Genomic DNA, 22,386 nt, shown 5'->3' with positions numbered 1-22,386 from the left:
TTCATTATAAACGTAAATCTGATTCATTTTTAGCAAGAACATGCTTCACATCGTACAGTACATGTTTCTTCTTACCAAAAGAGCGTATTTTCTCGGCGCCCCATTGCTTAAACTCAGAGTGGTCAACTGCCAATACAATAGCGTCGTAAACACCTTCGATTAAATCGGTTTCTAGCTTAAGACCATACTCTTCTTGAACCTCTTCTGAATTAGCCCAAGAGTCGTAAATATCAACATGCATATTAAAGCTTTCTAGCTCTTTAACCATATCGATAATCTTGGTATTACGAACATCAGGGCAATCACCTTTAAAGGTGAAACCAAGAACAAGCACGCGTGCTTCATCTATATGAATTTTCTTACGACTAACAGCTTTGACTAATTGCGTAGCTGTGTACTGTCCCATACCATCGTTAATACGCCGACCTGCTAGAATCACTTCAGGTTGATAACCAACCTCTTTCGCTTTATAGGTTAGGTAATAAGGATCAACACTTATGCAATGCCCTCCAACTAAACCAGGTTTAAAGGGTAAGAAATTCCATTTAGTGCCAGCAGCTTCTAGAACTTCTTGGCTATCAATGCCCAAAATATTAAATATTTTGGCAAATTCATTGATAATGGCAATATTTAAATCACGCTGGGTGTTCTCAATCACTTTCGCAGCTTCCGCTACCTTAATGGAACTAGCAAGATGCGTACCGGCCGTGATAATAGTTGAATAGAGTTCGTCAACAAACTTACCGATTTCAGGCGTAGAACCAGAAGTGATTTTTTTAATTTTTGTTAGCGTATTAATTTTATCACCTGGATTAATACGTTCGGGGCTATATCCTGCATAAAAATCTTCATTGAACTTTAAGCCAGAACCTTTCTCAATCACAGGAATGCACACTTCTTCTGTTGCGCCTGGATAGACAGTGGATTCATAAATCACCACATCGCCTTTCTTAATCACAGTTGCTATCATCGCTGAAGCTTTGCGCAAAGGATTTAAATCCGGTGCATTGGTATCATCTATAGGTGTAGGAACTGTAATAATATATACATTACACTTTTTGAGCTCTTTTACGTCGCTTGAAAAATGTAAATTTGAAGCAGACTGTAATTCACTCTCTGAAATTTCTAATGTGAAATCGTATCCATTCCGCAGTTCTGCAATTCGCTTTTCGTTTATATCGTAGGCAAGCACATTACGGTGCTTTCCAAATTCTACTGCTAATGGAAGGCCTACGTAGCCAAGCCCTATTACGGCTATGTACAGTTGGTTTGCACTCATCATTTGTCTCTAATTTTTTTTGCTGGATTACCCGCGAAAACGCTTGAAATAGGTACATCTTTAGTCACGACAGCACCGAGACCAATAAGAGCATCTTCACCTATACTTACTTTTTGCATAATACTAACGTTGGGGCCTATCCAAGCATCTTTCCCAACTGTAACTCCTCCGCTTAATTCTGCACATGCTGTTATCAATACCGATTCATCAATAATACAATTATGTGCAATATGCACTAAGTTATCTGTTTTTACGTTATTTTTTATTACTGTATCTGATAAAGCACCGCAAGATATCGAATTTAATGCTCCAATTTCTACATTATCTCCTATCAATACTCCTCCTAGGTGAGGGAATCGTATTGGAACACCATTTTTTAATCGTTCGTAACCAAAACCATCACCTCCGATAGATGAGCAAGAACGAATACGACTATTGTTACCTATACGGGTTCCTGAATGTAATACAACATTATGTTCTATAACAGTATTTTCACCTACACGGCATCCGTCTTCTATTACTACATTTTTCCCAATAATAGCTGTAGGATGTATATATGAAGGCTCACTCCAAGTTGAAAAACCAATCTCACCTTGAAGAAAATTAAGAACGCGTATAAAATCCAGCCTTGGATTATTACTAAGAATATAGCTCAAATTATCCAATTCATAGCTACACTGATCCTCAAAAGTTATTACAACGCTTTTTTCAACTAAATTAGTTACGTTCTTTGAAAAAGATAAGCAATTTTTTGTTAGTGAGCTATAAGCACTTACTTCTCTTATTAAAGCATCCGGGCCTACAACTTCCAAATCTAATGCTTCTGATAACTGCGCAAGTAAAACCGGTTTTTTTAGCTGATAACCCATCTTATCACCTCATAACTTTCCGCAAAATCCTTCCCAATTTGAGCACCTCTAACTCTAGCAAGAGAGAATATAAACTCTTGACTCATATATTTACGATGCTCTTGCGACTTATAACATTGTAAAGCCAAATGTTTTTTCTCTAGATGCTTTTCTTGAATATTAATCAAGCAGGTAGAGTCTGAAGTAATATTATTCCATACAAGTTCATAGCCTAATATAGTCGTATTTTTAAAAGCTCTAACCCCTTCATTTGCGACTGCAGCATGATCTTGATGAATATCTTTTAAAGATGGAATCAGTAACAAGTCATACTCAGATGAATTTCTTATTTTAATTAAATCCTCTAAAATTTCTTGACGATGATAATTTAACTTTCTTACAGGATAATCAAAAACAATCAAATCATCAGGTTTTATACCTAAACATAAAGTTGCCGATTTAACTTCATGTCTTAAAATATCTCTTGGCAAATGACTTGGCACAGATTCCTCAGCAGCTGAAAATGCGACGTATGTGACTTTAGCCCCGTCCTCTACCAACTTGGCTATGAAGCCACCAGCTCCTAGCTCACCATCATCAGTGTGTGGTGCAAGGACAAGAACATTTTTAAAAATTTGAGTCATTATATTTACTCTCCTTTGCGTTAAGAAATATTATCTCTTGCTTCACCATAAACGCAATTAAAAAACTTTTCTAGCACAACGTTCTCGGTTTTGACATTCTGTTTATCTAATTTTCTTGTTTCATATATAGTTACCTTTTTATCACTCGTGGACATATTTTTAGATTCTTTTATCCATCCTTTTGTATGTGGCAAGTGTATAATCTTAACCCCTATCCTTTTAGCATAATAACCGACCCAAACATCAGCCATATTTTTTTCTTCAAAAATATTGAAAGGTAACTCAACAAAAGATGTATCAAAAGCCATGACTCCTGTTCCACCGAAATGTAATGGTAAGGTCTTACTTTCGTAATCTAAGCATCTAAAATTAATGCAAATATCTTTGAAATAGTTTTTTGCATTTGGCTTAAACATCTTCCCATGATAGGTAACGATAGAGCCCACATTATTATTTAACTCTGCTACTGTTTTGCTCACATAGTCATCAGGATAAACAAGGTCATCGTCAGCGCTAAAATAATAGCAATTACCACTCTTGCTTAAAGAATAGAACTTTCCAGCATCACCGAAATCGAAACCTGTCTCTCTAACACTTACATAAACTATTTTATTTTTAGGGTCATCTATCACATTGTCATTCTTATAGTTATTCTGATACACATAAATAATATCTGCTTGGTTATATATAGAACTAAGAGTTTCTCGCAAACTATCAATTCTTTCTTTGATTGTCGCTATGCCAAAAACAACAGGCTTCTTGACATCAATTGGCTTCTTTTCATTATCTATATTATTAAGACCTAAATATCTCTCCCCAATTTCATTGACTATTTTTTGTTTATTCTCTTTCTCTGCTTTAGACAAACTTAACGTCCCTTTTTGTTCATTATGTCGTCTATAATAATAAACAAAATCATCCAAATAACTGAAATTCATGCCGTGTGAAAGAAGCTTAAAATAAAAATCATACTCTTCGGCATATATTAAATTATCATCAAAACCACCAACTAATAAAAAATCTTGTCTGCTAAAAAAAATAGTCCCGCCATGGATAATATTTTTTTCTTTCTGCTGTTTAATACTAATATCGATCCGAGGAGGCTTATATTCAATTATCTTATTATCACTCCAATATTCATAAGAATTTGCATATACTAAGCTAGCTTTACTACTTATTGCTTCATCATAAAGTAATTGAATAGAATTTTGAGGCATAAAATCATCATATGCCATAATTTTTATATAATCTCCAGTAGCAATCGAAACTGCATCATTAAGATTTTTTGCACATGATGTATTATTAATTATTTTTTTGGACAATGAAAATTTTATATTATACTTATCTGAATATTTTTTCAAATCAACACAGGAATCAGATGCTAATATTATTTCAAACGTGCCACTAAAATCTTGGCTAACAGCACTTTGAATACATCTATCTAGATATATAGATTCTTTATGCGCCATAACTATAATACTAACATCTACTTTAGCCATCTTCTTTAATGATTTATATGAAGACGGAGTCATATTGTTTTTTAAAAACTCATCTATTTCAACTAATTTTTTTTCGTTTGCAATATCAGCGGATCTAAATCTTTGGAAGTCTGTTATATTGACATCGGACTTCGTACCAAGACTAAAAAGTGAATTTTCCTCGAAAAAACCGCCTATTTGTCCAACTTTAAACCCACCTAGTTCAGGTGCAATATGACTAACCCCTTCATGAATCGGATATAGCATAAATTCATCTATTAGTCTTTTTTTCATGTAACTGTCAAGGGAGGAGTTAACTGCAATATCTTTCCATATACTAAAGTTCAAAGCCTCTAATAGTTCTCGGGAAATCATACGGCCTAATCCCACAGACTCCCCTAATCGCTCTGGCATTTTACTAGCGACATCACCATATCCACCAAAATATAAAAGCCCCTGAAATCTCACATCATAAACAAACGCATCGTAAAAGCCATAAAAAAGATAACCTTTCCTTAACTGTTCAATATAGTGACGCAAGACATCACTACCAACTATATCATCAGACCCCAATATAACTACTGCATCAAAATCATATTCTTTGGATTTTCTTATAGCATACTCCCATTTTTGACTTAATGGTTTGTTTTCATGTTCTTCATAATTAAACCCATAACCCTCTACTAAGTTTCTAGTGACTTCACCTTCAGAACCAATTGCTAAAAGCTGCAAATCAATTTCATCTTTTACCAGCCCTCTCATTTCAGAAAAATATTTAAGAAAAAAATCTGCAACTTCATATCTTTGCCATAAGCAAGTCAGTATTAATATTTTTCTTGGCTCTTTTTCTTCTCTATTGCTTTTCATTCCTTTATTTAAAAGAGGATGAACACCATTAGCTATAGCATTACTCATGATTTCCGAATTGATGATACTTATAGCTTCCAAAAACTCATTTGCAACTTTCTTTTTTTTCTTTACACTGTAATTAATAGCTTCGCTTATTTTTTTTTGAACTTCTTTAACCAGCAAAATATCTTTCTTAAACCTAAACACTTTGGCCAAACCGAAAATGGCGTCGAAATTATCAGGATTATCAACAACAGCTTCTCTATAACTTTTAAGTGCTGAGTTTACATCGCCACTATTTAAATCTTTTTCTGCTTTTTTCGTTTTTTCGCAAACAACAAAAGGCATTTTTTTAAGCTTTTGATGAAGAGTCTCCCCCCTCCCTTCTTTAACGAGCAAACTATCTCTAAAAATTCGAAGCTCACATAATTTAACATTGCCTTCAAATAATCTTTCGCCATACATATTTGCCGCTAAGATGTAGGTTTTTTTGGCCTCATGGTAGTTTTTTTTTCTAAACAGATCATTTGCTTTTTTAACAATACTCATTGTATATCTCATAAATTTGAATGCTTATCATAAAATGGGAAAAACCTTACGCTGAAAAACATATTGCTATACATGTCATTGCACAAAGAGTTCATTCTTTCACCTGTAGACGTAAGGCATTAGGAAAAGAAGACCATTCTCCTTCGCGCTGCCGAATATCTAGTAGAAAACCCCAATCATTGATGAACTCTCTTTCTAAATGACTATCTAAATTTTCCAATATTATTTCAAATGCTTGTGTAGGTAAATGCTGTAATAGCTGTAATAGCCCAGCATGGGAACCATGGTTAGCTTTTGCGATTTCAGGTGATATTATTACCATCACTCTAGCGCCGACTGATAGGCATTGACTAAGCATTTTAAGTGTGTCTTCAGCACCGTAAAATAGTGTATTTTTTTCTTGATATTCAAACTCTATCCAAGGAGCATGTACTATATTGACAGCTTGCCGACAGTTACTAGCCTCTAGCGCTTTAATAGTTGCAGCGCACTGCACTTTTTGATGATCTATGCTAATAATAGAAGTTGGCAGATCATTTTCCGAAGGCGTTACCAAATCGTTAGACCTGCGCTCCAGTATGGACTGAGGTTGGCTCGCATGCGAGATTACATTCGCTTTTGCAAGTAGCTCAGTAGTAGCAGCATTACCAAACACCACCACCACATCGTAACGCTGCGAATGATACTGCTCTAATAAAGCTAGAGCGTAGCTAGGGTCTAGCTCTGTGCTCACTAACTTCTGACCATACTGAAGGTAGTGAGTAAGCGCCCGTTCATCACGCTGCTTATGGGCTAATCGCGTCACATGCTGCCCTAGTGCATTGCTGGTTTGCTGAATATAGCTTCGCTGTTCACCTAATAGCGACTCCAACTTGTCTTCCAATTTACTTTCCAGCGCTTCGAAACGGCTTTGGATAACTTCCTGATTCTGCTGCTGGTTAGCCAACTCTTCACGGAGCTGCGTGATGGTACTTTCTTTCTCACTCAACTGTTGCTTGAGACTGTCACATTCCTTGCTGACTTTCTCCGCTTGTGAGGATTTCTCATCAAGCTGCTTCGTGCTCTGTTTGAGCTGTGCATCTGTCTCACGCAATGCTGCAGCTGCTTCGCTAAGCTGATTGGCATTCTCTTTTAGAAGTTTTTCGTATTCTGAAAGTTTCTTTTTGAGACTGTCACATTCTTGCTTAAGCGTATCCACTTTTTCTTGTGCGGCTTTTAACGGCACGTGTAGCGCGTTACGTTTGAATTCAAGCAGTATAAATTCGGGGTCTTCACAACTGCCAGGATCAATCTTTTCTGCGCTAGTATCAAAACCATACTGCTGGCACCAAGCGATTAACTCGACCTGGGTTGGCATACCATCATAAAGGCTGATCGGGCTAGTGCGCACAAAAAGCCCTTCGAGGTCATCTAATATGCCTTCTTCTTGCCACGCTTGCAGCAAAGACAAGGCCTGCTCGGGTTGCTCCAGAACCAAGTGGGTCATGAACGTACCCGATGGGCAATGCTCACTGATCAGTTCATTTAGCGGCTGTGTTTCCACTGGTTTTTGCTGTGTTTCAGCAACTCCGGGATATAGCGATTTAAGCCCCGACGCTGGCGCTAAGCTATCAAACCCCGGCACGTTGTAGCTATAGCGCGTAGCTTCCTCTGCCTGTGGAGCAACTACAGCGCTTACATATTTCAAATCACTCTGAATGTCTTTGAGTGTTGGAGACTCAGGCCTGGGCGTAATAACAAGCGAAGGAAGATCAATATGCTTAAGAAGAGCTTCGCTCTCCTGGCGTAGTGGGCCTATGTGTATAAGCTGCATGGATGCAGGAGCGTTCATGTAGGCGACTCCTGTGTTTTACGCTGCTCGTTAATGCCATCACGCAAATAATGCAGTAGCGGGTGATGGCCAGAGGCAGCTACATCAGGATATGTCACCACATAAAACTCCGTATTAAACCGGGGGCCTGGATTACGTCCTTCAATCGCGCCGAACTTTATGAAGTGTTCAGCAGGGTTAATATTGGCTTCGGCAATATCTTTGTACTGCGTAAGATACCAATCGGCATCAAATAGTTCGCTTTGCTCTAACAAGTCGACTAGCTCTTTTAATGCTTGGTTATCGCGACCTTTGTAAACGGCGGCAGACTGACGGCGAGCATGAGCTCGCAGCCAGGTCATGGTACCTTTCAACCTTTTACCTTCTGATTCGCCGATTCCCGATTTGAGTTCTATATAAGCTTCTTCCAGTGCTTCTTGAACAATGTGTAATTGTGTCAATAACAGCTCATTTTCTTCCTGGGCGCTATCGCGCTCATCAATCATTTTTCTAAGCTGCTGTTCGGTTTGTTGGCTTGAAGCTGCATTGTTTGCTTGATGTTGAGCTACTTCCAATGCTTTCTGTACGCTATTTAGTTGAGTGAGTAATAGCTTGTTCTCTTCCATCGCTCTATCACGCTCATTAGTTAGCACTTTAAGCTGCTGCTTTGCGTGATGGCTTTCTTTCGCGCTTTGTAGAGCCGAACGCACGGTTTCGCTTGTTTGCTCAGTGGAAGAACTACAGGCATGACTACTTGCGCTGAGGAAAGCCAACTCGTCTTGTAGCTCAGCATCTTCAGCAACTAACTGTGCTGCGGCTAGGCGGTAGAGCGGCGTGGCTTCAGGCAGACGCTTTACTGCAGCTTCGGCTTGCAGAATCACATCGGTAATGTTGTCGGGCAGCTCGTCGTCTGAAAGCGTGAGTGTTTCTCCCGGTGTCATGCCTAATAATGTTAGTTGGCTGCGGTGGCGACGAAATAGTTTTAGTAGCCGTTTAGCCATGTCTTTCCACTGTGCAAGAGAGCCGTCAATAGGTTCTTCTCGCGCTAGGCAATCGGCAATGAAGCCAGTTGGCTTGGGCCATATCAGCACGGCCTCTGGCTTGCTTTCTTGCTGCAACCAATTACTGAGAACTTCAAACTGACTGGTGGAATGTGCTTCCAACGTTAGCGCGCCCACATCTTCAGGTGCTTGTTGCAGCGCAGAGAGCGTTATTGGCGTTTGTTGAGGCAACGCAAAAAGGCCAAGATAGATTACCCGTGGCATCGTGTATTGGCTCCTTGTTATGTAAATTGTGGGGCTTCGTTAAGCGGCACACCAGCGGCATCTTTATCTGATACCTGGGGCGATTTACCCTCTACTAGCGGCCACTCAATCGCAAGATGGGGGTCATTCCAGCTAATGCTCACTTCGTCACCAGGCGCGTAGTAATCCGTACATTTGTACTGGAACTCGGCTGTTTCGCTGGTCACATAAAAGCCGTGGGCAAACCCAGGCGGCACCCACAGCAACTGCTTGTTCTCTTCGCTTAAGGTTACCCCTACCCACTGGCCGAACGTCGGTGAACTCTTGCGCATATCAACGGCGACATCGAATACTTCCCCTTGGGTAACGCGTACTAGCTTTCCCTGGGGCTGCTTATATTGGTAGTGCAGACCCCGCAAAATACCTTGAACGGACTTGCTGTGGTTGTCCTGAACGAACTGGTAGTTACCACAGTGGATTTCAAATTCGCTTTGACGAAAGGTTTCCATGAAGAAGCCCCGCTCGTCGCCAAATACTTTGGGAGTGAGCAGGACTAGATCGGGAATGGCGAGTTTTTCGTAGTGCATAGATAGCTCGTGAAAGGTGAAGAGTTAGGTGTGAGGCGTTAAAAGCGAGGAGCAAGACTCCTCCCTCCTCACGTTTTACCCTTCACTTTTAAAAGGCGTTGGAGATATAGGCCGTACTGGGTTTTGGCGAGGGGCTTGGCGAGTGTGGCCAGGCGGTCGTCATCGATCCAGCCGTGTTGCCAGGCGATCTCTTCCAGGCAGGCGATTTTGAGGCCTTGACGGTGCTCAATGGTTTGCACGTATTGGCTGGCTTCCAGCAGGCTGTCGTGAGTGCCTGTATCTAGCCAGGCAAAACCGCGGCCCAAGCGTTCAACGCGCAGGTCGCCCCGCTCTAAATAGGCGTTATTGACGCTGGTGATTTCCAGCTCGCCACGCTCGGAAGGTTCTACGGCTTTGGCAATTTCAACGACATCGTTATCGTAGAAGTACAGACCGGTAACGGCATACGCCGATTTGGGTTTTTGTGGCTTTTCTTCGATGGAGATCGCGTTGCCGTTTTCGTTAAACTCCACCACGCCAAAGCGCTCTGGGTCTTTAACCAGGTAACCAAATACGGTGGCACCGCTAGCCTGCTGGCTTGCTCGCTTTAGTTGGTCTGAAAAGTGCTGACCATGAAAGATATTGTCGCCTAGCACCAGGCAGACGGGGCTTTCGCCAATAAACTCTTCGCCTATAATAAATGCTTGGGCGAGGCCATCCGGGCTTGGTTGTTCGGCGTACTGCAGGCTGATACCAAAATCTTCACCGTTGCCGAGTAGGTTCTGGTATTGGGGGAGGTCTTCTGGCGTGGAAATAATCAGTATTTCACGAATGCCCGCTAGCATGAGCACCGAGATCGGATAGTAGATCATCGGCTTGTCGTAGATGGGCAGGAGCTGCTTGGATACACCGCGGGTAATGGGGTGCAGCCGAGTGCCGGAGCCACCGGCTAGAATAATGCCCTTTCTTTGTGAAGGGTTAGGTGTGAGGTGTGAGGTGGTCATGGTCTATCATCCGTGATGAAACAAGTAGTAGTTGTGAGGCGTGAGGGGTGAGGTGGGAGGTCTACTCCTCACATTTCACCCCTCACGCCTCACAGCATTCTGCAAGCGTTAGCGCTAGCTGGTGTTGCCAAACCGGTAATGTGACACCAAGCGCGGCTTCTAGTTTAGTCAGGCTCATACGAGAGTTGAGCGGGCGCTGGGCGGGAGTTGGAAATTCCACGGTGGGTATGCCACTCACGGTGCCGGATTGGATCGCTAACTCTTCGCCAAGTACCTGTGCTTGCTTGAAAATCTCGCTGGCGAAACCATACCAGCTGGTTTCCCCTCTTGGCGCCAGGTGGTAGATGCCTGATGTTATGTGAGGGGTGAGGGGTGAATTGTGAGGCGTGAACGCTAGTGCGGTGACTTGGGCGATTAGGCGTGCTGGGGTGGGCGCGCCTATTTGGTCGTTGACGATGCTCAGTGCATCGCGCTCGCGGCCTAAACGCAGCATGGTTTTCATAAAGTTGTTGCCGCGGGCGGCGTATACCCAGCTGGTGCGGAAAATTAGATGCTGGCAACCACTTTGGGTAACCGCTTGGTCGCCTTCCAGCTTGGTTTGGCCATATACGCTCAGCGGTGCCGTGGGGCTGTCTTCCTGCCAAGGTGTTTCACCATCCCCTGGGTAGACATAATCCGTTGAGTAGTGCACCAGCGGAATATTGTGCTTGGCCGCATACTCGGATAATTGTGCTGGCAGCTCGGCATTGAGGCGTTTGGCTTGCGCTGGTTCGCTTTCGGCTTTATCAACTGCTGTGTAAGCGCCTGCGTTGAGGATCAACGCAGGCTGGTGTTCAGCCAAGTAGGCGTCTACTGCATTGGCATCTGTTAAATCAAGTTCATGCCGTGTAGGGGCTAATACATTACCGAATAGGGAAAATTGACGTTGTAGCTCAAAGCCGACCTGGCCGTTGCCGCCGGTGATGAAAATAGTGAGGGGTGAAGCGTGAGGAGTGAGGTGTGCATGTTCAGATGTCATAGTGAAGCCTTTAAATGCTTGATCAGCCCGCCTAGCTGTGAAAATACAGAGTTAATCGCTAGTTCCAGTGCTGAAATATCATCCATATACCCTAAGCGTTGGGCAATTTGACATTGAGTTTCAAGTTCACTGAGCGAACCACGTGCTATATGCAAAAATCTTAAAAAGTCGGGCTTACTGCCACGAGCCGCGCCTTCGGCTATATTGCTTGGCACAGATACAGCAGCACGTTGCATTTGGCTAGCTAGCCCATATCGCTCAACTGAAGGAAAGGATGAGGTCATTGAGTAAATAGCGACAACGAGATCCATTGCTTCTTGCCATACCCGCAGTTGCTGATGCTTTCTCACAACTCTTCCCCTTACCACTAACAAGCGAAGCGCTTACTCCTCACAAACTACCTAGACGTTGACCCTGGTAGCTGCCGTCTTGGACGCGTTTCCACCAGGTTTCGTTGGCGAGGTACCACTGCACGGTTTTGCGCAGGCCGGTTTCAAAGGTTTCTTCTGGTACCCAGCCTAGCTCGCGTTCGATTTTGCTGGCGTCGATGGCGTAGCGGAGGTCGTGGCCGGGGCGGTCGGTGACGAAGGTAATTAAATCTTTGTGTGAGCGCTTCGCTTGAGGGTGCTTCGCTTGTGAGGGGTGAGCGCCCTGCGGGCTTGTGAGGGGTGAGGAGGGTTCCCTCACTCCTAACTCCTCACTCCTCACTTCTGCCCCCTCACTCCTCACGCCTAACGCCTCACTCGGCGCTAATTCATCCAAAATCTCACAAATGGCCTCTACAACCTCGATATTGGCTTTCTCGTTGTGGCCGCCGATGTTGTAGGTCTCGCCTACTTGCCCTTCTGTGGCGACTTTGATCAATGCGCGGGCGTGGTCTTCTACATACAGCCAATCGCGGATCTGCTGGCCGTCGCCGTAAACCGGGAGTGGCTTACCGGCTAGGGCGTTGAGGATCATCAGCGGGATCAGCTTTTCCGGGAAATGGAACAGGCCGTAGTTGTTCGAGCAGTTGGTGACTAGCGTGGGCAGGCCATATGTACGCTGCCATGCGCGTACCAAGTGGTCTGAACTGGCTTTACTGGCCGAGTAAGGCGAGCTGGGGGCGTAGGGTGTCGTTTCTGTAAAAAGTGAGGCGTGAGCGCGCTGCGCGCTTGTGAGGGGTGAGTTTTCCTCCTCACTCCTTGCTCCTGACTCCTCACATTCAGCCAGATCACCATAAACCTCATCCGTACTGATGTGGTGGAATCGAAAAGCGTCCCGGCGCTCGCCTTCCAAGCTATTCCAATAAGCGCGTGCGGCTTCCAGCAGTACGGCAGTGCCCACCACATTGGTTTGAATAAACTCTGCCGGGCCATCGATGGAGCGGTCTACGTGGCTCTCCGCCGCTAAGTGCATCACCACATCAGGCTGGTGCTGCTCGTACAGTTGTTGCATGGCCTGTGCATCGCAAATATCGGCCTGGGCAAAGGTGTAGCGCTCATTGGCTTCAACGCTTGCCAGGGATTCTAAATTGCCTGCATAGGTGAGTTTGTCTACGTTCACCACCTTATGGGCAGTGTTTTGAATAAGCTCGCGCACTACTGCAGAACCGATAAAGCCTGCGCCACCGGTAATTAAAAAGGTTTTGGTGTTCATAGCTCTCTTAATAGCCGATGTTAATAGGTGTACTGCTATGGCCCGGTCTCTTTCAACACTAGGCAGATTTGCGTTTTGCCTTGCGCTGCTGCTCTTCCAGCATTTCGAGGTGCTCGCGCGCAATTTTCGATGCTTTTACCGCCTTTTGAACTTCTTGATGAGCAATGGCAATGTCTTGCTGAGGCGCTTGGCGCTCTCGATAATCCTCTAGGTTTTCCTGTGCGGCTTTGAGCACCTGATGGCATTCTTGCAGATGTTTTCTGGCACTGGGCACATCGGTAGGCAGTGCGGTGCCATCGTTTTTGGCGTCTACATCAATATGGTAGGCAGCGATAGCTTCGTTTACGTCATCGTACCAGTGCGCAGTCCCGTGCTTTAAGTAAACACCGGCTTGGCATAAATCCTTCAAAATGCCTTCTGAGTGAGACACCATGATTAGCGATGACTGGCCCACTTTCGATTCGAATAGCTCTTTTGCTTTGGCTTTGAAAGATCTATCGCCAACGGCGGTGGCTTCATCGGAGATATAGACGTCGAAATCGAACGCTAAAGAGAGGCCAAACGAAATACGCGAACGCATGCCTGAAGAGTAGGTGCGGATCGGTTCGTCAAAGGCTTCGCCTATTTCAGCGAAGTCTTCGACAAATTTGATTATTCGCGCGACCTCTTCTGAGCCACTGCCCTGAACACGGGCTACGAATTTGACGTTTTGGCGACCGGTCATGTTGCTTTGCATACCGCCCGACAGCCCTACGGGCCAGGAAACGCGGGTGTGGCGAATGACTTCACCGCGTTCTGGCGTATCCATACCGGCAATTAAACGCAGCAGCGTGGATTTACCCGCACCGTTGGCACCAATCAAGCCGACACTCACCCCTTTGGGGATCGTGAGGTTGATGTCTTTAAGCACCCAATCGCTGCCGTGGTGGTTGTGGTAGCGTTTGTAGAGATTTTTGATTTCAATCATTTTTGGTTTGTGAATTGTGAGTGGTGAATGGTGAACCGTGAACCGTGAACCGTGAGTCGTGAGTTGTGAGTCGTGAGTCGTGAGTTGTGAGTCGTGAGTTGTGAGTCGTGAGTCGTGAGTCGTGAGTCGTGAGTCGTGAGTAATTATCGATTTTGTAAGTAACGTATTAAACCACCGAGTAAGCCAGAAACTTGGTGAATTAACTCGATAGTAGGAGTTACATCATTTACATAGCTAAGGCGCTGCCCAATGAGCAGCTGTGTTTCGAGTTCACTTAGAGAACCTCGTGCAATATACAAAAAGCGAATATAGTCCTTTGAACTACCTCTTGCTGCACCTTCAGCGATATTACTGGGTACGGATACTGCTGACCGTCTCATCTGACTAGTAAGTCCATATTTCTCCTCATCAGGAAATGCTGCTGAGATTTGATAAATTTGTTCTACCATATCCATAGCTTGTTGCCATACACGCAACTCCTGATGCTTCCTCATTACCGCCCCTCACCACTTAGCATTTCCAACTCACCCCTCACAATTCACTACTCACTACTCACTACTCACTACTCACCATTCACCACTTTCACCTGCTTGCCTTTTCGGTGATAAAGAGTTTCGAGTTCAACTTTGAGCGCTGCGCGGGCGGTTTGTTCACCATGTACCAGGCGGATGGTATGGGGCCAGCGGCGCATGCGTTTTACGAAGTTGAGCAGGTCTTTTTGGTCTGCGTGGGCGGAGTAACCGCTGATGGTGGAAACGCCCGCTTTTATATCAAACCGTTCGCCGTCGATAGTTACCCAGCCGCCCTGTGGGCCGTATTGCTGTATATCCCGCCCTGGGGTGCCTGCGCCTTGGTAGCCCACAAACAGCACTTGGTGGCGTTCATCGCCGAGCATGGCTTTTAGGTAGTTCATGATTCGCCCGCCTGCACACATGCCGCTGGCGGCAATGACTAGCGCCGGTCGGCCTGTTTTGGCCAGATATTCAACGGTTTGCTCGTGCTCTGCGTGGCTATCCACGGTGTAGATATTGGCGAAGTTGAGTGGATGGCGGCCACTGCGCAGGCGTCCTTGGGCTTCTTTATCCCAGTAGGGTTTTAGCTCGCGGTAAACCTTTGTAAAACGTGCTGCTAGCGGTGAGTCGACAATGATTTCCAGTGACTGCCATTGCGGTGAGCGCGCTTGATGAATAATGGTTTCTAGCTCGTAGAGCAGCTCTTGGGTGCGACCAATACTAAACGCAGGCACCATCACTGTGCCACCGTTAGCGAGTGCTTGCTCTACGGCGGCTTTTAGGGTGGCGCGGCGCTGGCGGCGGTCTGGGTGTTGGCGGTTGCCATAGGTGCTTTCGAGTACCAGTTGGTCGCAGCCGTAGGGGGATTTAGGCGCAGGTAGTAGCGGTGCGTAAGGGGCGCCTAAATCGCCGGAGAATACGATGCGCTCTTTTTCACCGGTCTCAGCATCCTGGTAACTCACTTCAACGTAGCTGGAACCTAGAATGTGCCCTGCCCGTTTTAGTTTTACCCGTGTGGTGCCTGTGCTTGCGCCGTTGTGATCGCTTACGTCGCTTACGCTACTTATGCTGTGCCATTTGCCGTAAGGCACGCTCACGATTTGCTTTTCGAGCTGCGCTTGAAAGCGCTCGATCAGTTGGGCGTTGCGGGTGAAGCCAATTTTTAGCGCGTCTTCAATCACCAGGGGCAGCAGCCTGGCCGTGGGGATCGAGCAGATAATCCGGCCAGCGAAACCCGCCGCCAGTAAGTAAGGCAGCCTGCCCACGTGGTCAATATGGACGTGGGTAATGATGAGCGCCTTAACGGTGCTGATATCGAATTCAATTTGCAGCTGCTCGCAGCTGTCTTCCGCGGCGTCTTCCCCTTGGAAGAGGCCACAATCCACCAGTAGGGATTCGTGTCGATTGAGTAGCAGTTGGTGACAGCTGCCCGTTACCCCAGTGGCCCCGCCGTGGTGAATGATGTCGAGCATGTGAAACCGTTAGTGGTGAATTGTGAGGTGTGAGGCGTTTGGCTTCAGCGAACCCGCGGTCGCAGTGTGGGGCGGTGCTGGGGTTGGTTATGTGCCCTTGGGCGTCGTTCCGACGCCATTCGTGCCGGGCTGCCGCTGCAGGTGCCTCGAAACGCTCGCTGAACTCGCTTTCTCGTTACCACGCGCTACGGGTCGTGCTTCCACCATGGTTCTGTGCATGCGTGATTTAGTAGCGCGTGGTAAGCCTAAGGCGCACCCGCGGGAGCAGCGCGGAGCGGTGCCGGGGGTTGGGTTACGCTGCTTGGCTCTTTAAGAGCGGCCATGCCCCCTGCTTAGAAGCGTCAAGGATGACAATTTCAGTAATTGTGCCATCTTCCGCGTAACTAATATGCGTATTCCAGTCTTGAGAAATTTCTTTAACCGTACGTTTATCTGAAAGATGCAAAACTAGAATGTCATCCGCTTCATCGTAGGTTGTACGCATTACTTATCCTCCCACTCAAAGTGATGCATAACGGTTTTGACAACCAGTTTGTCTTCTAAGACAGCTGCGATAGACAAAAGGTTGTCTTGGCGACTTTCAACATGCATCGCTATCCAAAACCGCGTAGCATCTTTGTACTTTACTGTTCCCCGCTCTATCAATTCTAGCAGTTCACTTTCTGTGATATTTCGACTAGCCATGCGCTCACGGGCATGGCGTGTTATGTAAATATCTACCTTGAAACGGTGACTGTACATATTCTCAAACTACATACTTAGTTTGGACAACTGAATCGACACCCGCGATCGCATGCCGGGGTTGGTTACGTGCCGTTGGGCGTCGTTCCGACGCCTCCCGCGGGTGCCTCAAAAGCTCGCTGAACTCGCTTTCTCGTTACCACGCGCTACAAAAATGTGAATCGTGAGTGGTAAATGGTGAATCGTTTCGTACCATTCACCCTTCACGATCCACCCCTCACGATTCACCATTCACCCTTCACCCTTCACCCTTCACCCTTCACCCCCAACTTAATCGCGGTGATCTTTGATGATCATCATCAGCATGCTGAAGATAAAGGCGAGGAAGATGGTGATGATGGCGAATACGCTGCTGTTGTAGAGCCGGTTGGGTTCTGTGGGGTACTCCGGGAATAGCGGGCTTTGCAGCACGCTTACCTGCTTGAGCTGGCGGGCAGCTTCTAAGCGGGTGTTTTCTAACGCAGCCAGCGCACTTGAGTAGGTTTCCTGAGCAAACTGTGCCTGCAGTTCTAGTGTTTCATATTGCGCTGACACACTGTTGAGCGAGTCGCCTGAAGCTTGGGCGATTCGATCACGCTGCTCAATAATTTGGTCGCGCAATGCCGTGATATTACGCTCGACTTGGCGCAATTCAGAAGACTGGGAGCTTTGGAAGCTGGCTAATGCGCTGCGCTGCGCTTGCAGGCGGGCTAGATCAGCCTCAAGTGTTGCCACCACTTGGTTAATATTTTCCACCGTTGCGGTGGGTGAAACCAAACCATATTCGTTTTGGAATTCAAGCAGCTTGGCCCGGGTCTCTTCAAAGCGCTCTTCAAGTCGAACCATTTGCTGCTCTAAAAATTTCACCTGCTCATCCGCTAGACGGTGCCCCATTTCGTTCATATGGTCTTCACCTGCTTCCAGCAGCAGCGTAGCCACTTCATGGGCAAACTCTGGCGTATACGCCTGCACGTGAATATTGAGCACGCCTGCGTACTCATCCAGCTCTACCTCTACCCGGCGCAGGTAGTATTGGTGCAGGTCTTCAATGGGGGCATCACGGTTAAGCAGTTTGGCGAAAATATCTCCATTCTCAGAATAGTGCTCACGCAGATTCAGCTTTTCGTCCAGTAAGCGCAGCATGTCTACAGAGAGTAAGTGCTCACGCAGCAGCAACAGGTCGTGGGTATTTCCCCCACCGCCACTGCCCATAATTGAAGATAGGCTAAATTCTGGCGTTGCTACCTGCGGGCTTTCCAGCACCACTGTTGCGCGGGAAACATAGCGATCTTCCGCCCATACAAACCAATAAAACGAGACCAAAGCTATCGCGACTATCGCCACGGCCCAGTGTGGCGATGTTTTTATAAAATGACGAAAAGAACGTTGCATAGTTTATTGTGCCTTCAATCGATCAATAAAGCGCAGGTGCATCAATAGCCCCAGGGCGATTAGCGTAAATGTAAAGAGCCAGAGGTAGAGCATGCTGGTGCCCTGGACGACTTGGTACTTGTCAAAAAAGCCCAGGCGCAGCGTTTCGAGGCCATGAGGTATTGGGTTAAGCATCAGGTATTCCAACAACCAGTGGGGCAAGGCATTAAGCGGTAAAATCACCCCAGAGATTATTAGCAGCGGTAAAGAGAGCATGGTTATCACCCGGCCAAGCTCAGGTACCAATGTTGCCACTACTGAGGTTATCAACCCTAAACCAAGCCCTAGACTCCATAACGAAAACCAAGCAGCCATCACTCGAAGAGCATTATCTGGATACATGTCCAGCCCCAGCATCAATCCGCCGCCTATGAATATCAGGAAGATAAAGCTACGCAGCATGCCTTCTAAAAAGTTGCGCACTAGAACGGAGTCTACGGGCAGCACTTGCCGGTAAGCGAACAGGGCTTTGTTGCCATTAATGGCGCCCATCCCCCGCATCATTCCTTCCCGCACTAGAAAAAAGCCCATTAAGCCCGTAATCATCCAAGGGATAAATTCGGCATTCACTACCAGGCGGTCGCCACGAATAAAGCTACGAATGCCTACCATAATGGCGACCAAAGCGACTGGCTCGAAGATCATCCAAAACCAGCCCATGCGGTCTGACATGGTGCGCGAAATGGCTTCGCGCATGAACATGGCGTACCACACGCTGCGCGTGACTTGCCACGGTGTTCGTGCACTCCGCCGTGGGCCGCCGTTTACGTTATCCATAGCGCTACTTCTTGAATAAGTGAGGTGTAAGGGGTGAGGTGTAAGGGGTGAGGTGTAAGGGGTGAGGTGTAAATTGTGAGGTGTGAGAGGGACTTTCTTCACCCCTCACTCCTTACTCTTCACTCCAACCCCCTAACTCCTCACCCTTCTCCTATTACAGATCAACCGCTACTCTGGTTGCTACGGCAACCTGGTAGAGGATCTGCGTTATCGTAGAGGCTAGCTGAAGGTTGTGCGTGGGTGCCGCGGGCATCACAAGGATTTCATCGCCTGGGCGTAAATTAACATTGCGGGCGTTCTCGACAGCGCCATTTTGACGAACCACAAGTATATGGTCGTCATCTGCACGGTCAGTGAAGCCGCCTGCACCTTCAACGTAATCGATCACGCTCATACCTGGGCGATAAACAGCGGCTTGGGGCACAAGCACTTCGCCACTGATGAGCATGGAATCACTCACTTCCGGAATAGTGACTACATCACCATCCTGCAGGCGAATATCGGAAATACGGCCATCGTAAGCGACGACTAAACGGCCACTGGGCTCTAGCTCACTGGCACGGGAGATGAAGTCCTGAATCAGTTCCGCTTCTTGTACACGAATCTGCGCTTCTTCATTGGTGCTGGAGGGTGCGCCTAGGTAGGTGGTCTCTAGACGGCGTAGGCTCTCTTCAAGGGACTGCGCTTGCTGCTCTTTAACACTTTCACGCTTTATTGAGATGCTTTCTACGGCGGTCATGTTTTCGGGCACGGCGATGGCGTCTAGTAATTCGCTTAAACGAGCATCCCGCGGCAGTGCGTACCGTGAAGGGCCGTAATAGCTGCCTTCTACTTCCACAACGATGGTTTCACTGCGCTTATCTGAGCTAAACAGCACTTCGTCGCCGCTGCGGATCGTTTGACCGGCAAACATATCAATGGGGAAGTATTGAGCAATAGGTCCTTCTTCACGGTCACCACGTAGCAAAACGTGTGAAACACCGCTTCTTAACCGCGCTAGATTCACCAGCTCAGCGCCACTCAAACTGTTGCCTGTCATTTCATAACGGTATTCACGGTGAACATCTCCACCTACCGCAATTGCGGGGCCACGCTCTTCGACTACGATGGTGTCGCCATCTTGAAATTGCGGGCGGGGTATATTGCCGTTGATCAAGAAGTCATAGAGGTCGACGGTGGCGACATTGCGACCGTCGCGCATTACACGAATTTGACGATAGCTGCCCAGGTCTTGGTCTATGCCGCCAGACTGATCCAGAAAATAGAGCAGGGAGTCGTTGGGTGTGCCCGCGTAACGGCCGGGGTTTTCAACATAGCCTGTGACATAGACGGCTACGGGCTGCACACCTTGCAGGTTGGTATAGACCTGGACGTTATCTGGGTATACCGAGGTAATGGCTTGACGCACGCTGGCATCAACTTGTTGGCTGCTCTGCCCTTCTACTTTGAGCGGCCCTGAGCCAGGAATGAAAATATTTCCTTGGGCGTCGACGGGTAACACGCGATCAAGTTCAAATGCGCCCCAGGCGCGAACCGTGACTTGGTCGCCGGGCTTAATCCGGTAGTCAGGGTTGAGACCATCCCCCATCGCGCCACGAAACCCACCTGTGAATAAGTTGGCGCCAAATGGCGGTAGCGCATCGGGATCTTGTACCTTGGGCGAAACCGGGCCATATGTGCCGCTATCCCAGTTGGCTCGGGGCGTATCATTGACTTCTTGCTGCTGCAGGCTGCCTTGCTGGTTAGCCTGCTCAGGTAGAATGCTGTCGGAAAGGCTTAGCGCCTGCGCCCATGTGTTGGGCACTGCAAAAACGCTGACAAGCGCTATGGAAGCAACGGCTAACGAGCGATTTAGCGTAGCGCGGTCAAGCAGTGTGGTCACTTTCATTAATTGCGCCCCTGTGTTGTTTGTGCCACAACGCGTTGATTAACCCAACCATTGGGTGTTTTGCAGACGAGTGCTGAACGCGCGTTATTGGAGTCGACGGCTACTACTCTTAGCTTGCGACACTCGCGCCCACTGGCGGCAAGGTAGGCGGCGTCAGCCACAATCTCGACATTATTACCCCATGGGCTGTCTGAAACATTAATCACGGCACCTGCGGGCGCCTGTGTTAAAAAGCCATTGAGGTTGTCGTCTTGCAGCAAGGTGGCCGGGTCGTTATTCAATACATATTGCGCTTCTTGCTGAGCTGAGCTGGAGGGGTACGAGGCACAACCACTCACCACGGCTAAACTCAGCGCTGCCAGCAGCATGCGTGCTGGAGAGACCACTGAACGTTGAGATATCGACATAGTTATTTCCAAATAAAAGGCACGCTACCGCCCAGGGATTATAACGGGCGTATTCCCTTGCCCTACTTCTCTGGGTGGATGAAAGTGGTTGGCACAAGCGCAAAGCACTTTTGCCAGCCGCCCATTGTAGGGGAATACCGCCAGCGGCTCTACATAGACAGCTCTTGTACAACCTATTCATTCTTATTGTGAGAATAACAGCCATTGAAAAGCAAAAAAAACGGCCACATAAATGTGGCCGTTTTGATATAAACAAATTCTTTAAAACGACGTTAGAAGTGATAACGTGCGCCTGTCAGCCAATATGTCCTGTCTGCCGAACTTTCTTTCCGCATGCTTGGCGCATCACCATCGGCTAGCTCTACGAACACGTCAAATGCACTGGTGACTTTATAGTAAGCGCCTGCAGCCCAGGCGTTACTCTCCTCGCCTTCGTCACGGTCTACATTGTAGTAATCTGCGGTAAAAGCCCAGGGCCCTGTGGAGTAGGTACCACCTAGGCCGACCGTTTCGAACCCTTTGCCATAAGTATCGCTGTTGTCTTGAGCCTCAACACCTAAGCGCATTGATAGCTGATCAGATAGCGAGTATGCCCCAATAAGGCCATACAGCGTTTCACCATTTCCACTGCCACCACCACGCACTACGTTTTCCACTGCACCAAACCCAACTTTGAATGGGCCTTGCTGATAGCGAATACCACCTTGTGCGGCAACAACCTCACCTTCACTACTCTGCTCTAAAGCCGTTAACCCCCGCTCGCTGTAGTGCTTAACCTGGAGAAAAGAAGTGAAGCCGTTCAGCTCAGGCGTGTAGTAAGCAATTGAATCACCCCAAGACTGCAAACCCGATGATTTAAACAGTAATCCCCGGTCTTGATAAACATCAAACGGCAGCGAGACAAACTGGGCATACATGCTATTAAAATTACCTGCCAGCAACGTGCCATACTGCTTACTTGATAAACCGATGTAGCTTTGTCGTATTTCGTTGAAGCCCTGATCCGTGTTGCGCTCATCGCCGGTAAAACGCCACTCCAAGTGTCCTAATGCCGTTAGGTCTGAAGTAACCGCATGACTCATTCGAAACCCTAGGCGGGAGTAAACATCAATAAATTCCGCGCCGTCATCCACTTTATTGCCAGCGCTATCAAACTCAGGGCCACCCCCTGCAATCCCCATGGAGATACGGCCGTAAATATCCAGTTTCGTGCCGTCCTGATCATAAAGTGTTGTGGCTTGAACCGAGGAAATACTTAAGGAAGGTCTGAATAACTGCCGATATT

General features: G+C 47.0%; 21 protein-coding genes. All 21 read right to left on the bottom strand.

Going from position 1 to position 22,386, the window contains the following annotated elements; all coding sequences use genetic code 11:
• Nucleotides 1-4: 4 nt before the first annotated feature.
• The 21 genes from tviB to K7H09_RS22045 all read right to left on the bottom strand — a co-directional run bounded on the left by tviB (nt 5) and on the right by K7H09_RS22045 (nt 22,354).
• Nucleotides 5-1,279 (bottom strand): Vi polysaccharide biosynthesis UDP-N-acetylglucosamine C-6 dehydrogenase TviB, encoded by a 1,275-nt coding sequence (tviB, locus tag K7H09_RS22145; protein WP_442908132.1) that lies wholly within the window; start codon nt 1,277-1,279, stop codon nt 5-7.
• Nucleotides 1,279-2,148, bottom strand: a complete 870-nt coding sequence (locus K7H09_RS22140; protein ID WP_230806043.1) for a UDP-3-O-(3-hydroxymyristoyl)glucosamine N-acyltransferase — start codon at nt 2,146-2,148, stop codon at nt 1,279-1,281. The genes tviB and K7H09_RS22140 overlap by 1 nt, the downstream gene beginning before the upstream one ends.
• Nucleotides 2,133-2,771, bottom strand: coding sequence for a PIG-L deacetylase family protein (locus K7H09_RS22135; protein WP_230806041.1), 639 nt, complete (start codon nt 2,769-2,771; stop codon nt 2,133-2,135). The genes K7H09_RS22140 and K7H09_RS22135 overlap by 16 nt, the downstream gene beginning before the upstream one ends.
• A gap of 20 nt (nt 2,772-2,791) precedes the next feature.
• Nucleotides 2,792-5,647 carry a glycosyltransferase gene (locus K7H09_RS22130; protein ID WP_230806039.1) on the bottom strand — a complete coding sequence of 952 codons (2,856 nt, stop codon included), beginning with the start codon at nt 5,645-5,647 and terminating at the stop codon, nt 2,792-2,794.
• Between the two features lie 91 nt (nt 5,648-5,738).
• Entirely contained in the window at nt 5,739-7,478 is a 1,740-nt protein-coding gene (locus tag K7H09_RS22125) for a hypothetical protein (protein WP_230806037.1), read from the bottom strand.
• Nucleotides 7,475-8,620, bottom strand: coding sequence for a hypothetical protein (locus tag K7H09_RS22120; protein ID WP_230806035.1), 1,146 nt, complete (start codon nt 8,618-8,620; stop codon nt 7,475-7,477). The genes K7H09_RS22125 and K7H09_RS22120 overlap by 4 nt, the downstream gene beginning before the upstream one ends.
• A 119-nt stretch (nt 8,621-8,739) precedes the next feature.
• On the bottom strand, nt 8,740-9,288 hold the full coding sequence (rfbC, locus tag K7H09_RS22115; protein WP_230806034.1) for a dTDP-4-dehydrorhamnose 3,5-epimerase: 549 nt from the start codon (nt 9,286-9,288) through the stop codon (nt 8,740-8,742).
• Nucleotides 9,289-9,356: 68 nt separating this feature from the next.
• A complete protein-coding gene (gene rfbA, locus K7H09_RS22110) occupies nt 9,357-10,271 on the bottom strand; it encodes a glucose-1-phosphate thymidylyltransferase RfbA (protein ID WP_009288279.1) in 915 nt (304 codons plus the stop codon).
• A gap of 82 nt (nt 10,272-10,353) precedes the next feature.
• Nucleotides 10,354-11,289, bottom strand: a complete 936-nt coding sequence (rfbD, locus tag K7H09_RS22105; protein WP_176316359.1) for a dTDP-4-dehydrorhamnose reductase — start codon at nt 11,287-11,289, stop codon at nt 10,354-10,356.
• Complete coding sequence (locus K7H09_RS22100; RefSeq protein WP_022524126.1) at nt 11,286-11,639, bottom strand: four helix bundle protein; 354 nt, start codon at nt 11,637-11,639, stop codon at nt 11,286-11,288. The genes rfbD and K7H09_RS22100 overlap by 4 nt, the downstream gene beginning before the upstream one ends.
• Before the next feature lie 40 nt (nt 11,640-11,679).
• Entirely contained in the window at nt 11,680-12,927 is a 1,248-nt protein-coding gene (locus K7H09_RS22095; protein ID WP_230806032.1) for a dTDP-glucose 4,6-dehydratase, read from the bottom strand.
• A gap of 58 nt (nt 12,928-12,985) precedes the next feature.
• Nucleotides 12,986-13,894: an ABC transporter ATP-binding protein gene (locus tag K7H09_RS22090; protein ID WP_190373543.1), complete on the bottom strand. Its 909-nt coding sequence runs from the start codon at nt 13,892-13,894 to the stop codon at nt 12,986-12,988.
• A 143-nt stretch (nt 13,895-14,037) separates the two neighbouring features.
• Nucleotides 14,038-14,388, bottom strand: coding sequence for a four helix bundle protein (locus K7H09_RS22085; protein ID WP_083868871.1), 351 nt, complete (start codon nt 14,386-14,388; stop codon nt 14,038-14,040).
• 68 nt (nt 14,389-14,456) lie between these two features.
• On the bottom strand, nt 14,457-15,878 hold the full coding sequence (locus tag K7H09_RS22080; RefSeq protein WP_230806030.1) for an MBL fold metallo-hydrolase RNA specificity domain-containing protein: 1,422 nt from the start codon (nt 15,876-15,878) through the stop codon (nt 14,457-14,459).
• A gap of 292 nt (nt 15,879-16,170) precedes the next feature.
• The gene (locus tag K7H09_RS22075) at nt 16,171-16,362 is read right to left on the bottom strand and encodes a DUF2283 domain-containing protein (protein WP_022519665.1); all 192 of its coding nucleotides are present in this window, start codon (nt 16,360-16,362) and stop codon (nt 16,171-16,173) included.
• Nucleotides 16,362-16,619 carry a DUF4258 domain-containing protein gene (locus K7H09_RS22070; protein ID WP_022519666.1) on the bottom strand — a complete coding sequence of 86 codons (258 nt, stop codon included), beginning with the start codon at nt 16,617-16,619 and terminating at the stop codon, nt 16,362-16,364. The genes K7H09_RS22075 and K7H09_RS22070 overlap by 1 nt, the downstream gene beginning before the upstream one ends.
• 270 nt (nt 16,620-16,889) lie before the next feature.
• Nucleotides 16,890-17,990, bottom strand: coding sequence for a chain-length determining protein (locus tag K7H09_RS22065; protein ID WP_230806028.1), 1,101 nt, complete (start codon nt 17,988-17,990; stop codon nt 16,890-16,892).
• A gap of 3 nt (nt 17,991-17,993) precedes the next feature.
• Nucleotides 17,994-18,806 (bottom strand): ABC transporter permease, encoded by an 813-nt coding sequence (locus tag K7H09_RS22060; RefSeq protein ID WP_230806026.1) that lies wholly within the window; start codon nt 18,804-18,806, stop codon nt 17,994-17,996.
• A 154-nt stretch (nt 18,807-18,960) separates the two neighbouring features.
• Complete coding sequence (locus K7H09_RS22055) at nt 18,961-20,694, bottom strand: polysaccharide biosynthesis/export family protein (protein ID WP_089691500.1); 1,734 nt, start codon at nt 20,692-20,694, stop codon at nt 18,961-18,963.
• Nucleotides 20,694-21,101 carry a DVU3141 family protein gene (locus K7H09_RS22050; protein WP_089691503.1) on the bottom strand — a complete coding sequence of 136 codons (408 nt, stop codon included), beginning with the start codon at nt 21,099-21,101 and terminating at the stop codon, nt 20,694-20,696. Before K7H09_RS22050 ends, K7H09_RS22055 begins: the two co-directional genes overlap by 1 nt.
• A gap of 272 nt (nt 21,102-21,373) precedes the next feature.
• Nucleotides 21,374-22,354: a porin gene (locus K7H09_RS22045; protein ID WP_230806059.1), complete on the bottom strand. Its 981-nt coding sequence runs from the start codon at nt 22,352-22,354 to the stop codon at nt 21,374-21,376.
• Between the last annotated feature and the right edge of the window lie 32 nt (nt 22,355-22,386).

Source organism: Halomonas sp. IOP_14, from assembly GCF_021021315.1.
Lineage (GTDB): Bacteria > Pseudomonadota > Gammaproteobacteria > Pseudomonadales > Halomonadaceae > Vreelandella > Vreelandella titanicae.
The sequence above is the reverse complement of the archived record's forward strand: the minus strand, read 5'-3'. Positions and strand labels throughout refer to the sequence as shown.